The organism is uncultured Thomasclavelia sp. (assembly GCF_944324745.1).
GTDB lineage: Bacteria > Bacillota_I > Bacilli_A > Erysipelotrichales > Coprobacillaceae > Thomasclavelia.
Genome location: NZ_CALUXO010000044.1, coordinates 46,066 through 60,574 on the forward strand (window position 1 = coordinate 46,066; position 14,509 = coordinate 60,574).

General features: G+C 31.6%; 13 protein-coding genes. 3 read left to right on the top strand and 10 right to left on the bottom strand.

The annotated features are described in order from the left end of the window. The 7 genes from Q0K54_RS05030 to recG form a co-directional block, all read right to left on the bottom strand. Entirely contained in the window at positions 1 to 831 is an 831-nt protein-coding gene (locus Q0K54_RS05030) for a prephenate dehydrogenase (protein ID WP_294578755.1), read from the bottom strand. A gap of 10 nt (positions 832 to 841) precedes the next feature. Next, positions 842 to 1,222 (bottom strand): hypothetical protein, encoded by a 381-nt coding sequence (locus Q0K54_RS05035; protein WP_294578756.1) that lies wholly within the window; start codon positions 1,220 to 1,222, stop codon positions 842 to 844. Further along, complete coding sequence (locus Q0K54_RS05040) at positions 1,215 to 2,699, bottom strand: nicotinate phosphoribosyltransferase (protein ID WP_294578757.1); 1,485 nt, start codon at positions 2,697 to 2,699, stop codon at positions 1,215 to 1,217. The genes Q0K54_RS05035 and Q0K54_RS05040 overlap by 8 nt, the downstream gene beginning before the upstream one ends. Positions 2,700 to 2,762: 63 nt before the next feature. Continuing rightward, positions 2,763 to 3,053 carry a LysM domain-containing protein gene (locus Q0K54_RS05045; RefSeq protein WP_294578758.1) on the bottom strand — a complete coding sequence of 97 codons (291 nt, stop codon included), beginning with the start codon at positions 3,051 to 3,053 and terminating at the stop codon, positions 2,763 to 2,765. Between the two features lie 72 nt (positions 3,054 to 3,125). Further along, complete coding sequence (gene rnc / locus Q0K54_RS05050; protein WP_294578759.1) at positions 3,126 to 3,806, bottom strand: ribonuclease III; 681 nt, start codon at positions 3,804 to 3,806, stop codon at positions 3,126 to 3,128. Between the two features lies 1 nt (position 3,807). Further along, positions 3,808 to 4,782 carry a phosphate acyltransferase PlsX gene (gene plsX / locus Q0K54_RS05055; RefSeq protein ID WP_294578760.1) on the bottom strand — a complete coding sequence of 325 codons (975 nt, stop codon included), beginning with the start codon at positions 4,780 to 4,782 and terminating at the stop codon, positions 3,808 to 3,810. Between the two features lie 95 nt (positions 4,783 to 4,877). Continuing rightward, entirely contained in the window at positions 4,878 to 6,896 is a 2,019-nt protein-coding gene (gene recG / locus Q0K54_RS05060; protein WP_294578761.1) for an ATP-dependent DNA helicase RecG, read from the bottom strand. 153 nt (positions 6,897 to 7,049) lie between these two features. On the opposite strand from recG, the gene Q0K54_RS05065 reads away from it, so the two are divergent. After that, positions 7,050 to 7,652: an HAD hydrolase family protein gene (locus tag Q0K54_RS05065; RefSeq protein WP_294578762.1), complete on the top strand. Its 603-nt coding sequence runs from the start codon at positions 7,050 to 7,052 to the stop codon at positions 7,650 to 7,652. Then, entirely contained in the window at positions 7,649 to 7,852 is a 204-nt protein-coding gene (locus Q0K54_RS05070; protein WP_294578763.1) for an HAD hydrolase family protein, read from the top strand. The genes Q0K54_RS05065 and Q0K54_RS05070 overlap by 4 nt, the downstream gene beginning before the upstream one ends. A gap of 1,008 nt (positions 7,853 to 8,860) precedes the next feature. Here Q0K54_RS05070 and Q0K54_RS05075 read toward each other — a convergent pair. The 3 genes from Q0K54_RS05075 to Q0K54_RS05085 form a co-directional block, all read right to left on the bottom strand. Next, a complete protein-coding gene (locus Q0K54_RS05075) occupies positions 8,861 to 11,638 on the bottom strand; it encodes a pectinesterase family protein (RefSeq protein ID WP_294578764.1) in 2,778 nt (925 codons plus the stop codon). Positions 11,639 to 12,117: 479 nt separating this feature from the next. Next, on the bottom strand, positions 12,118 to 13,029 hold the full coding sequence (locus Q0K54_RS05080) for an AEC family transporter (protein WP_294578765.1): 912 nt from the start codon (positions 13,027 to 13,029) through the stop codon (positions 12,118 to 12,120). A gap of 168 nt (positions 13,030 to 13,197) precedes the next feature. After that, entirely contained in the window at positions 13,198 to 13,503 is a 306-nt protein-coding gene (locus tag Q0K54_RS05085) for a PTS sugar transporter subunit IIB (protein ID WP_294578766.1), read from the bottom strand. Between the two features lie 169 nt (positions 13,504 to 13,672). Between Q0K54_RS05085 and Q0K54_RS05090 the strand changes: the two genes are divergently transcribed. After that, entirely contained in the window at positions 13,673 to 14,410 is a 738-nt protein-coding gene (locus Q0K54_RS05090) for a DUF3810 domain-containing protein (protein WP_294578767.1), read from the top strand. Positions 14,411 to 14,509 lie beyond the last annotated feature (99 nt).

Genomic DNA, 14,509 nt, shown 5'->3' on the forward strand with positions numbered 1-14,509 from the left:
TTATTTTTCTAATTTTTCTCTTCTTTTTGAAGATTCAATAAATAACTCTTTTAACCGCTTTTCATCATCTGTCTGTAAAGCTTGCTTAATTAAATCAAGTTGTTGTTCAAAATAATCAATCGATTCCAATAAATACTGTTTATTTTTAAAAAATAACTCTGACCATAAATCCTCATTAATATTGGCAATTCTAGTTAAATCGCGAAAAGAATCACCAATATACTTACCAGTATCGTATTTTTGCTGATCACTATTGATCAAAGCCACTGCAATTGCATGAGGCAATTGCGAAGTAAAAGAAATAATTTCATCATGAGCTTTAGGAGAAACAATTTTTACACTCTTGAATCCTAAAGTTCCAACAAAATCTTCCATAAACTTAATTGACTCTTTTTTATTTAATGGATGTTCAATCAAAATATAATTAGCATTTTTAAATACTTCCTTGCTGGCATATTCATACCCTTTTTTCTCTCTACCAGCCATTGGATGTCCACTAACTAATTCAACATCATCATCAATTAATTTAAAAGCTTCTTCTAAAAAATATGATTTAATTCCAGTAGCATCAGTAATAATACTACCCTTTTTAAACTGATTTTCCTTAATAAAATCTAATACCAATGAAGGATATAAGCAAATAATCGTCAGATCACATTCTGGAATAATTTCATGACCATCCGTATACCCTTCAATTATTGTTCCATCATCTTTAGCCATCTGGAGCGTTGTATGACTAATATCAATTCCATACACCTGATGATTTTGTCCTTTTAATGCTTTAGCAAAACTACCACCAACAACTCCTAAACCTACAATTGCAATTTTCATTTATCTTCTCCTAAACAAACCATAGAATTACAAAAGAAACTAGACCAATGATTAAAACTGCAAAACAATAACGAGCAAACAATCCCCATAACGATGGTTTATCTTTGTAAAATATGTAGAAAGATAAGACAATCAATAAACTAGTAATTAATCCATGTCCGATAATGAAAGCAATTTGCTGTGAAAAGAAATTCATAAAAAGTGGAATAACTAATAAACTCGGTACTAAAAAATCAACCACTAAAATTAAAATTGATTTCCAATCTGTCTGGATCCATTTGAAATTAAAATTTTCTTTAAATTCCTGGAATTTAGTTTTCTTAACCGGCTGTTTTTTTGAAAACTGAAATTCATTTTTTTGCCGTTCTATTTGTCGTTTATATCTAGCCATTTTTACCCTCTTGTATTTTTCTATTGTGTTCTTCTAACATTTTTAATTTATAATCTAATAATGATTTTGTTAAATCAACATAATAATCATGTGGATATTCTAATCTAAAAATTTCATCCCATAAACGATGTCTTTCTTTTTTAGCATATTCACGAATTTCATCAACAGTATATTCGGGATAGACGCACTTACCATCGATAAAAATTGGTACTTGTAATTCTTCAACAGTATATGTATTAGCTGTAATTGTTTTAAATTTCCAAATATTAGATTGATGATAAATTGTTAGATCTTTATTATTATCAATCACTTCATCATGGAAAGCAATAACATCGGCAATTGCTTTTCCAGTCTCATTTTCAAATAAACGATAAACCCGTTTGTAACCAGGATTAGTAATTTTTTCAGTATTTTCTGAAATTTTAATTTTAGGAATAATCTGATTATCTTTTTCTAATGCAACTAATTTATAAACACCACCAAAAACTGGTGAACTTTGAGAAACAATTAGATTTTCACCTACGCCAAAAGCATCTATTTGCGCTCCTTGATCTAATAAAGAACGAATTAGATATTCATCTAAAGCATTAGATGCCGTAATCGTTGTATCTTTTAAACCAGCAACATCCAACATCATACGAGCCCGTTTAGAAAGATAGGCAATATCACCACTATCTAACCGAATTCCTTTTAATTTTTTACCCATTGGTGCCAAGACTTCTTCAGCAACTCTGATAGCATTAGGAACCCCACTTTTTAAAGTATCATATGTATCAACTAATAAAACACAATCATCAGGATATGTTAAGGCATAGGTTTTAAAAGCTTCAAACTCACTATCAAATGATTGAACAAACGAATGCGCCATCGTTCCTAAAACGGGAATCCCAAACATCAAACCAGCTGATACTGTAGCGCTACCAGCTACACCACCAATATAAGCTGCCCGGGCACCATAAGTAGCACTATCATAACCTTGAGCCCGACGAGCCCCAAATTCCATTACCGGTCTACCTTTAGCTTCTCTAACAATTCGATGAGCTTTAGTTGCAATTAAAGATTGATGATTGATCGTTACTAATAGTAAGGTTTCAATCAATTGAGCTTCAATAAATTTAGCTCTAATTGTAATTAATGGTTCATTAGGAAATACAGGTGTTCCTTCTTTGACAGCATAAATTGAACCAGTAAATTTAAAATTTCTTAAATAATCAAAGAAATCTTCATCAAACTTATTCAGTGAACGGAGATAAGCAATATCTCCTTCACTGAAATGTAAATTTTTAACGCATTCTATCAATTGTTGCAAACCAGCAAAAATTGAAAAACCGCCATTATCCGGATTTTTACGATAATACATATCAAAATAAACATATTCGTCTTTAGTTCCTTGTTTAAAATAATTATATGACATTGTTAATTCATACAAGTCCATTACTAACGTTAAATTACGTTCACTACCTGCACAATAATCCATCTTTATAATTCCTCCAATATTTATTCTAATAATAAACTCTTTCTAGGTAAAAATCCAGTTATTTTAGAAATATAGTTCATATGATTGCCGTGGTTGTGGTGGCATTGGTGGTTTTACCGGTGGTATCTTTTCAAATAAAACCGGAATTAATAATTGTTGTCCCGGATAGATCATCAATTTATCATTTAGATTATTGATGTCTTTGATATAGTCAACTCTGGTATTAAAACGTCTGGCAATAGCATATACATTATCACCACGATTTACCGTATATAAAAAGATATCACCTACTTTTGGGGCCACGATAGGTGCTGGCCGACGATCAAATAAATTATCCATGTAATCTTCGTACATGTTCATCCCTCCTACTTTAACCTATTCAATCACCCAAAAAATAACTAGGCAAAAAAACAGACCGAAGTCTGTTTATCTAGCTAACTTATTTAAAGCATCTTTTGCCGCCTGTTGTTCCGCCCGTTTCTTTGAAGAACCGACACCAGTTCCTAAAACCATATCATCCATCTTAACCGCCATTTCAAAAACAGGGTTGTTTGATGGTCCACTAGCGGAAATTAAATCATATGTAACTGTTTTACGCTGATCAGCTTGGATCAATTCCTGAAGTTTAGTTTTAAAATCAGTAATATTATCATAATTTACATCATCAACATGTTTATAAATCGTAATATCTAGAATCTTTTCAACTACATCTGGTCCACAATCATGACACACTGCCCCAACAAATGCCTCAAAGATATCAGCTAGAACACTGTCACGGTCGCGGCCACCATTATTGATTTCTCCAGCTCCTAGATAAATTAAAGGTCCTAAATTTAACTCTCGAGCAAAACGAGCTAATGATTCTTCACGAACCAGCTTTGCTCTTAACTTTGTCAAGCGACCCTCAGGCATATCAGGATATAAATCAAATAAATGACGCGAAACATGATACTGCAAAACAGCATCTCCTAAAAACTCTAATCGTTCATAATCGTGCTTTTTAGTTTTATTTTCATTGGCATATGAGGGATGGGTAAATGCCTCTTTAAATAACTCTAAATGCTGATAGGGAACTTCAAGTTTATTTAAAAAATCTATTAATTCCACTTTATTTCAATCCTTCTTTCATTTTTTCCACCACATTGCTCGATACCATTTCAAAAGCTAAATGAATCGCATTTTCAAAAGCAATAGCATCACTAGCCCCATGAGCTTTAATGACCGGCTTTTCAAATCCCATCATCAAAGCACCACCAGCGGCTTTGGTATCAAATTTTACCATTAATTGTTTTAATGCCGGTTTAGCCAATAATGCACCAACTTTAGTACGTGATGAAGACATAAAACCATCTTTTAAACTTTTCATCAGTACTTTGGCCACACCTTCTAATGTTTTTAATGCTACGTTACCAGTAAAACCATCAGTAACAATAACATCAACATTACCATCTAAGACTTCTTTACCTTCAATATTACCCACAAAATTAATGTCAGACATTTTTTCTAACATTTGATAAGTTGTTTGATGAACTTCGTCACCTTTATGATGCTCACTTCCAATATTTAATAAACCAATTTTAGGATCAGCAATCTTACGAACATTTTTCGCATACACATTTCCCATGATTGCAAATGAAACTAATTGCTCAGGCGTGTTTTCAGCATTCGCTCCCACATCCAACATGGCCACTCCATGATCATTATATGTAGGCAGCATCGCCATTAAACAAGATTTTTCAATTCCTTCAATTCGTTTTAAAAATAACATAGCACAAGCATAATATGCACCTGTGTTACCGCATGATAAAACAGCGTCAACTTCATTTTTCCGTGCAAGCATCATGGTTTTAACCATGCTGGATTCTTTTTTACGACGAATCGCCAAAATATTTTCCGTCATTTCAAGTATCTCACGAGCATCAATCAAAACTACTTGAGGATGATCTTTAAGCGCCTGTAGCTCTTCAATTTTTCCAACTACATATAATTGATCGGTTTTATTTTTTTTTAAAAACGATAAGCAGGCATTAACCACAATTTCACTGCCTAAATCACCGCTCATCGCATCTATTCCTAATTTCATTTCTTTCACCTCATACTAGCTAACATTATAACATAATTTAATAAACCTCACCACCTAAACAATCATCATTATCAGTGAAGTTTATGACCATATTTTTAATCAATATATTTATTATTATTGCGTAATTGTTCTTCTATCTGTTCAATTAGTTTTAAATAAACAGGATCATTGCAGGGACTTTGCAATAATTCAATTGCGTCATCACGCGATACTTCTAGAATATTGGCATCTTGAAAAATATTTCCAATTTGAAAAACTGGCAAACCACTTTGCTGGCTCCCTAAAACATCGCCAGGGCCTCGCATCTTTAAATCATATAAAGAAACTTCAAAGCCATCATTACATTTAGTTAAAAATTCTAATCGTTCAATTGCCTCATCAGCAGTTGAATTGCTTAACAGAAAACAGTATCCTTGCTGATTACCACGACCAATGCGACCCCGTAACTGATGAATCTGACTCAATCCAAATCGTTCCGCATTATAAATAACCATCCAATTAGCATTGCTGACATCGACCCCAACTTCAATAACGGTTGTCGAAACTAAAATTTGAATTTCGTTATTTTTAAATTGCATCATTACCTGATCTTTAGTTTCATCGTCCATTTGACCATGTAATAAACCAATTTGATATTTATCTTTAAAATATTTTTTCATGCCCTGATAAATGCTCGTGGCATCACGGCTGGATATAGCTTCACTTTCACTAACTAAAGGGCAAACTACATAACATTGACCACCACTAGCTAAATAATCCAACAAATCTTTTAAGATTGGTTTCATACTTAATGATTTCACCAGTCTGGTAATTACCGGTTTACGCCCGGCTGGCATCGTTTTGATCGTCGATACATCCATATCACCATATAAACTGATTGCCAGAGTTCGAGGAATCGGAGTTGCCGACATGATCATAAAGTCAACTTGTTTACCTTTATCCTTTAGAGCTTTTCGCTGTTTCACTCCAAAACGATGCTGTTCATCAGTAATAACTAATCCTAATTTATTGTAATTAACTTTTTCTTGAAACAACGCATGAGTACCAATGACAATATCAATTTTACCTGATTCTAATTCCTGATAGATTTCCTGCTTTTTACCTGCCGACAAATGGCCTGTTAATAATGCCATTTTAATATTGGTTTTGTCAAATAGTTTTGTCAGTGATTGAAAATGCTGGGTAGCCAGAATTTCTGTCGGTGCCATCAAAGCACCCTGATATCCACTTAAATAATTGGCATATAAACCAATGGCACCAACTACCGTTTTACCACTACCAACATCGCCTTGGACAAAGCGATACATCACGGTTTCTTTTTGTAAATCATGTAAAATATCATGACTAGCTTTAATTTGATCTGCAGTTAATTTAAACGGTAAATTCTGAACAAATTCATTTAATTTTTGCTGATCAAAAATCTTTTTGATACCAATATTTTTATTTCGAGACAATTTGATATATTGCATCGTTAATTGAAATCTCAAAAATTCTTCATATTTTAAATACCGCAATGCTTCCTTAACATCTTGTTTACAACTAGGAAAATGAACCAAGTTCAAGGCTAATTCCTTATGAATCAAGTGATGTTTGATCATTAAACTAATCGGTACTTCATCTTGGATATGCCCTTGATAAAACTTTAAGGCCTTTTTTACGTAACCTTGAAATGATTTTTGGGTAATTCCCTCTTTCAAAGAATAAACCGGGCTAATTCCAGTTACTCCATTAAGTGGTTTTAGCTTAACATCACTAGCGGTAATACTTTTATTTTTCTTAGTGTATTTACCAATGATCGTCAATTTCATTCCCTGATACATGTTTTTTTTTAAAAAATGACGATTAAAAATCGTTACCCGATAGTTTTCATCATGATATAATACCATAAATGTCAGTCGTGAAAAACGTCCTTTATAAAATAATTTAGGTTCATCAATTAAAACACCTTCAATAATAACTTTTTCATTATCAACTAATGGTGTCTCTTCAATAATTTCATAACGATAAGGATAATGTAAAACCAAATCTCTAACTGAATATATTTCCATTTCATTTAATAAACGAACCCGATTTTCTGCTATTTTAATTTGTTTCAACAGTATTTCTTTAGACATATTATCACCACAAATAATTGTATATTATTTCTACTAAAATATCTAGGATAATAATTTCCATTTAATATTTACGATACCACATAAGAAAATCATCATCTTTTTATTAATACCATGCTATACTGGTAGTAAATAATATCATATAAGGAGAAAACTATGGAGCCAAAATTATTATTATTTGATGTTGATGGAACTTTAATAAGTTATGATGGAATTGTTCCTGATAGCTGTGTTAAAGCTTTAAAACAGGCAAAAGCTAATGGCCATTATGTTTTTGTTGTTACTGGAAGGACCAAAAACCGGGCTACCGTTGGCAATATTGATGTTAGTGGCATGATTTGTGGTAATGGGGCTTATATAGAAATTGATGGCAAAGTATTACAAGATAAAAGCTTATCATTGTCACAAATCAAAGAGATTACTGATTATTTAGAGCAACACAATCTTTGTTACTTTCTCGAAGGTAATGATGGATTATATGGATCCCATGATTTTGAAACTAGAGCGATCCCAGCTTATAAAAAATATGGAATCGAAAACCCTAATATTCGTGAACTGTATCCAATGATGACTTTTCCTGACAGTATGTACCAGGAGCATATTACTAAAGTTAATTATGTTTTAAATTCCTATCAAGACTATCTTGATTTTAAACAAAAATTTTCTAATTATCAATGTTTAACTTGGGGTGGCCAAGGAGAAGAAGCTTTATTTGGTGATTGTGGTTTACCAGGAATCGACAAGCAATTTGCCAGTTGATCGATTATCTAAAAATCGATAAAAGAAATATTTATGCTTTTGGTGATGCTGAAGTGGATATTCCCATGTTTAATATTGCTGGTACTAGTATTTGTGTTAACAGTGGTCGTCAATTAGCTAAAGAAGCAGCAGATTATGTTACTGATGATGTCTTAAATGATGGGATTTTTAAAGCTTTACAACATTTTAAACTGATTTAAAAGGACATTAGCTTCCTTTAAATCAGACTTTTTTTAGTTTCATTTTCTTACCATGAATCAGTATTTGTAGAAATTAGTACGATAATTAAATACCTGACTTATTTTAATCAAAATCATTTTTTATAATTATGATTGAATAGATGATTAAAGTGAAACTGAAGGTTTTTAAATATCTACTGATGATAAAAAAAACTTATCATCAAGATATCGATCTAATTTATTTTATCATTCCTTCTGAAATGGTTGGTCAAATAGAAGAATATGCATTAACGCACCATTTATTACTCACCAATTTAAAAAGATGTTCTGTAAGATTAATTTTAATGCTAATGCTAATTATTCTAAAGATCAATTATAGAACTATCTTTTATTGCCTTTGTCGACCATCATTCAATGCATGGTAAATTAGTAAGTACTACCAACGCTTATTCAATTAGTTTGCCAATCAAAACCCAGAGTTAAAAATGATTGCTTATGAAATTCGGCGTAACACTAACAAAAACAATCCTCTCTATAATCAATATCGATCTTTAATTAAAAAAAGAGCTCATCGAGCTCTAAATAAAAAAATGAAGTCACTTAATAAAATTGGTTTAAAATAGGATAAATTATTGAAAGGAAAAATTTGTGACTTCATTTTCCTATGTCATCTTTGACAAAAACAATATATCGATAATTTATTAAAAGATGTTTTAAATTATATTAAAATAATATTAATAACTGCTGTTTCACCTCAAAAACGCTTCATACTAATACTTCATGACAATTCACTCATTCAAGAATAAAAACTCATATGCGCTTTTACCATCTATGATCATGTTCAAGATAATACTGAAATCCCATCATGATATTTTTTTCGTATTACAAGATCAAGATGTCATTTAGATAGCGAATATGCTAATTTTCACTTTTTTTAAATAAAAAGCCTCCTGGCAAATAGTACTTTAAAGGACTATCTGCTAGAAGGCCATCATATCAATTTGTCTTAATCACATATTAGTATTATTTTTATTTTTTACTAGATAATCTTTTTTTACTTTCATAAGTAATAACGATACTAGCACCAGTTATAAACAGAGCCATAGTGTATAATGCAAGATCATTATTATCCCCAGTAGCTACTGAAACATCAGCTTTGTTAGTTTCGCTTACTTGGGTACTACTATTTTCTTTATTAGCAGTATCATCACTACCACTAGGAGTCACTTCTCCAGTAGGATCATCTGGTTGATTAGGAGTAGTCTCCTCTCCTGGATTATCTGGATCAGTCACTTCTCCTCCTGGATTGTCTGGATCAGTTACTTCTCCTCCTGGATTATCTGGATCAGTTACTTCTCCTCCTGGGTTATCTGGATCAGTTACTTCTCCTGGTAATTCAACTGTAAAATCTGGAAGCCATAAGTTAGCACCAATTCGCATATTGTTTAAATATGTATTTAATTCACTTTGAACATCATCAACGACTACCATTGGTTCAAATCCAGTTCGAATATATGGAATATCAGGATAATCACTAGGATTTAATAATTGTCCACTAGCATCCTTACTGTTAATTTCTTTAAAGAATACTGAATCATGATAAGTAACATCAATCATATTTCCATTTACATCTCTTCGACGCCACAATGACCATCTTTCGTCAATGATTTTATCATTCATTGTACAATTTATATATGTAGATTTCGAAGAAATATTTTCATAATTAGGATGTTTTTTAGTGCTGTCATAATCTACAACAACCGAACTTCCATTAATAATTTCTGTTTTGTTATCAATTTCGTTTTGCCAAGGACGACCTAAGCTGATTTCTTTTAAACTTTCATCAGCTGTCAAAGTACAGTTATAGAATACTAATCCCTCTCCATCTTCAGTGTTTGGTGCTGTATAATAACCACTATCACGTCCTGGATAACTTGCCATATGTAATGTACAATCATTAAAGAACGCATCAGCTTTACCAAAAACAAAATCTACTGTACCTTCAATATAACAATCATCAAAATATACTCGATTTCCTGATCCATTAACATACAATGTATCTTGGCGACCGATAATACGACAATTGCTTAAAGCTACTCGATCAGCACCAGTATATAAAGCGACTGCCGGGGTTTGTCCACCTACTTCAGTTACAAATTCAATATTGTAACTATTTTCAATCGTAATATTTGTAGCTGTAAAATTTCTTCCGTTAGCAGTAACCAAAACCGTGGCGCAATCATTAGTTCCAACATCATATCCATCTTGAGGAATGAAATTACCCTCAGCATCAAAAGTGTTAGATGAATAATATCGATCTTTAATAATAACCTTACTTGGATCACCACTTAAAGATGTCAAAGTTACATTTGGCATATCAATCGTTACTTTTTCTTCATAAACCCCATTTTCTAAAGCAATAATTAATGGTGTTTGAGAAGAAGATGTTTCATTTGTCAAAGCTTCATTAATAGTTGCATAATCAGCATCTACACTTGATCCTACAACAACTGTATGACTGATTGAATCATCATAGCTAGTGTAATCAATAACAATGTTGTAAAGATAGCAACTTCCATCTCCTTCAAAAGTTAAAGGGATATATCTTGTCTCATCATTAGTAAAAGATGTTTCAAAGTTAACAGAAATTGGATTTCCATCAAAAGTGATATCTAAATCACCATTGTTATTGGCATTAACTGTAATATTGATTGAACTGCTATCAGCAGCTACTGGAATATATAAAGTAGTTCCACCGTTGATTTGAGTATCACCTTCACGGGGACCAAATTTACCTAAAGTAGCGTCAACATGAATACCATCATAATCTCCAGTATTTCCCTGTAAATTAGGTCTGGCTACTGCATTGTCATCAGTAAAATACCATGTTTTATCCTGAACATTCACTTCAGGTGTTTCTAAACCAGTATCACTGGCATAATCGATATTTAATGCATTTAAATATCCATTTTGGTTGATTTCAATCGTAACATATCTTAATCCATCAACTGCAAGATCAATCGATGAATTAGCTAAAGTTTCCTGACCATCTACAGTAATACTTAATGGAGTACTACCATCAACAGTTCCTGAAATCACTAATGAAACTCCTGCCTCATCAACAGTAACTGGAACATACAAAATTGTTCCTGCATTTACCTGAATATCACTAGTTCGAGGAGCAAATTTACCATTTGTAGCATCGACTTTAATGTCATCAAACGTACCTATGCTTTGTTGCAGTCCATTAGGATCAGTTACTAAGATGCCATTTTCATCAAGCAATTCTGTCGTTTGATTTAAAGTATATGTTTTATCCTCCAAATCAACTGGTGCTGGATCCCCAGGGAATACAACAGGTTGTTCATTGTAAACTATTTCAATCGATTCTAAATAGGCGTTACTTTCAAAAGTTACAGCAACTACGGTATCTTCGGTGTTATTTAATTCCATACGAGGTGGATTTTGAGAGTTACCATTTGCCACAAAATATGGTGCACTAATAGTAGCACTGCCACCAGATAAATTGAACACGATAGTTGCCCCATACTCATTTCCAGAAACCGGAATAGACAGAATTGTACCAGCGTTAATTTGTACATCTGCTTCACGTGGTGAGAATTTACCATTTGTAGCATCAATTTGGATACCTTCCCACTCACCGGTATTTTGTTCATAAGATGTAATTCCTGGTTGACTCGCATTAAGGATCCACTGTTGATCTTCTAATGCCTGAACTGACATAGAACCATAAGCAAGACTTACAACCATTGCCAGTACGGTCAAAATCGAAAAAACCTTCTTCATTTAATTTCTCCTTTCTCATAATTTTATGAGAATAGTCTATCACTTTAGAAAAAATGATACAACACAATCAAAATGCAAAATATTACGATTATATCGCAGTTTTTTACAATCATCACATTTATTTCCCAAAAATATCACAAGTCAAAAAATTTAATTTAAGCGCACTATAAGTGCCATTTACAAGATAAAATATCGTTTTTTACTTGGATGCTAATATTATTTTTTTGTTATTATTTGATATAAATTTTAATTTATTCACTTCTTTTTAAAAATTTATTATAAAATTTTTAAAATCAGTGCTAACCAAGCATATTAATATTTAATGTTTTGATTAAATCATGAGATTTTGATCATTGATAAAATTGTTCAAAAAAATGTTGATTATTTGCCAAAAAAAAGATTACTGAATAATAAAAAAAACAATATCTTTTAGATTGAACCGAGATATTGTCTTTTAAATATATGTAATTTTAAAGCATCTAAACAAACAGCAATAGCAACAAAACCAAAACTCCAATACCAATTAGAATGGAAATGGAATTAGCCACAGCTGCTACTTCGCCTTCATAACGACACTGCTTAGTAAAAACAGCGGCAACCGTACTTATAGGAGCTGCCAAAGCAATCGTTAAGATCTGGCGTGCCAATAATGGCAATGGTAAAAACATATAACAAATAAACATCAAACTAAAATTTCCTAATAATCTAATTCCCAAAATTTTAATCAGATCTTTAAAATCACTAGGTGATATCTTTATTTCTAATAACAACCCAATCATCAACATCGCTAAAAAGCCATTTCCAGCTCCAATAAAATTAGTAATTAATAATATTCCATCAGGAATTCGAATTTTAAACAAGGCTAAAAAGAAAATGATGATATAGACATCAAAAGGAATTGATGAAAAAAGTTTTTTAGCTACATTTTTTACCGATAATTTTTCTTGTTTATTAACTATACTAGAAGCAATTGCAAATGTACCTCCTAGTCCCATTAAAGCATTTCCAACATCAAACATACATAAATAAGCTACTCCCATTCCCGGAAAGAAAGCCTGAACAAATGGTAAAACAAAATTTCCAATATTATAACCCGAACAGTTGATCATATAAGCAGCCCGTGTCGGTGCCGGTTTACCTGCACTTGTCAAATAACCAACAATAACCATCATTACATTCATTAAAATTCCAATGACAATTAACACTATCATCGCGGCATTGATAGTTATTCCATTGGCATTAGAAAATAAGGCACACGGCAAAGTTACATTCATGATAATTGTCGCTAAAATATAACCGTCTTCTTTTCGCAAAATTTTAAACTGTTTTAAAGCAAAGCCAATAATAATGACAATGACAAATCCCAATGCTTTAATTAATACATCAATCATTTTAATCTCCTCTGTTTCTAATTACATTTATTTTATCATTGTAGTTATTATTTTTAAATACCAAAATCAATTAAACAAAACATTGACTACAAATTAATAAACTTAAATAAAGATAATAAAAAGACTATTGTTTTTTAACAACAGTCTTCTGCCCTGTTTTGAATTCATTTAGCTATTCAATAAATGCATAGCTTGATCTAATACTGCTTTACCATCCATGGTTACAAAGCAATCACGATCAATTACATCAACTGGGATAGCACCATCTACTAAGTCTTTTATCTTATCTAGATCACCAGCATTTTGAGGTGCCACTAAGATGCAATCAGCATTACCCCAGCTTAATTCAATAGAGTTTTCTGCAATTGCCCAAATCAAAGCATTTATATCTTGATTGCGCGCCTCTTTTTTCATGTTATTTACAAGCATGCTAGTAGTTATCCCAGATTTACAACATAGCAAAATCTTATACATAATATACCCCCATTTCAAATATCGGAAAGATTTTATCACAATGATAATAAAATTGCCATAATTTTCATAATTTAAAAAACTTTTCTTTGACAAATAACTAGCTTTTAGCTAAATTTTAAGTAATATTAACGAAAGGAAAATAAATCAGCAATGATTTACCATTTATTATATGAAAAAGAATTTAATTTTATTAATCATGATCATTTTTATTAATATTATTGCCAGCTTATCAAGTGATTTTGCATCATGGTATGCCAAAAATATATCCAAAATCTTTATTAATACTCTAGGACGCTTATTTAGCATCTTTCCCTTTTCAGTGTTTGAATGGCTGGTTATTGCTTTAATTATCGGTTTATTAGTTATTATCTTTAAATATTGCTCCCTTACTTTAACACTTAGATTTTTACTGATATTAGTTTTATTTTTTTCTTTAACAACTGGTATCAATTACCATCGTAAGCCATTAGAAACTGAAATGAATTTTACACGGCTAACCTATAATAATGACGATTTAAAAAATCTAGCTAATTATCTAACCACTAAATTAGAAACCGCTAATATAAGCGAACTTGATGAACAAACAATTAAAGATACTGCTAAGATTGCCATCAATCAGATAATTCCAGGATATTATCCTAATGCTAAACCAATGTTTTTTTCTAATTTTATGACGGTGTGCAATTTATCAGGAATTTTTTCACCCTTTACAATTGAAGCTAACTACAATCAAAAAATGCCCACTTATAATAAACCTTTTTCAATTTGTCATGAACTAAGTCATTTAGCCGGTTATATGTCAGAAGATGAAGCTAATTTTCTTGGTTATTTAGCCTGCATTAAATCTGATAATTCCTATTTCAATTATAGTGGTTATTTAACCAATGTCATTAAGTTAAGATTTTAATGACAATCGATGGTTATATTGCAAATATGCCCTCTCTTTTTTATAAAATTTTTATCATTTTTAAAAGAAAAATATTGACATTGCAACGATAGTGTGCGG

Excerpts from the sequence above, each read along its gene's own strand:
- Q0K54_RS05030 (WP_294578755.1), bottom strand. The coding sequence starts at position 831 with ATGAAAATTGCAATTGTAGGTTTAGGAGTTGTTGGTGGTAGTTTTGCT.
- Q0K54_RS05035 (WP_294578756.1), bottom strand. The coding sequence starts at position 1,222 with ATGGCTAGATATAAACGACAAATAGAACGGCAAAAAAATGAATTTCAG.
- Q0K54_RS05040 (WP_294578757.1), bottom strand. The coding sequence starts at position 2,699 with ATGGATTATTGTGCAGGTAGTGAACGTAATTTAACGTTAGTAATGGAC.
- Q0K54_RS05045 (WP_294578758.1), bottom strand. The coding sequence starts at position 3,053 with ATGTACGAAGATTACATGGATAATTTATTTGATCGTCGGCCAGCACCT.
- plsX (WP_294578760.1), bottom strand. The coding sequence starts at position 4,782 with ATGAAATTAGGAATAGATGCGATGAGCGGTGATTTAGGCAGTGAAATT.
- recG (WP_294578761.1), bottom strand. The coding sequence starts at position 6,896 with ATGTCTAAAGAAATACTGTTGAAACAAATTAAAATAGCAGAAAATCGG.
- Q0K54_RS05065 (WP_294578762.1), top strand. The coding sequence starts at position 7,050 with ATGGAGCCAAAATTATTATTATTTGATGTTGATGGAACTTTAATAAGT.
- Q0K54_RS05075 (WP_294578764.1), bottom strand. The coding sequence starts at position 11,638 with ATGAAGAAGGTTTTTTCGATTTTGACCGTACTGGCAATGGTTGTAAGT.
- Q0K54_RS05080 (WP_294578765.1), bottom strand. The coding sequence starts at position 13,029 with ATGATTGATGTATTAATTAAAGCATTGGGATTTGTCATTGTCATTATT.
- Q0K54_RS05085 (WP_294578766.1), bottom strand. The coding sequence starts at position 13,503 with ATGTATAAGATTTTGCTATGTTGTAAATCTGGGATAACTACTAGCATG.
- Q0K54_RS05090 (WP_294578767.1), top strand. The coding sequence starts at position 13,673 with ATGAAAAAGAATTTAATTTTATTAATCATGATCATTTTTATTAATATT.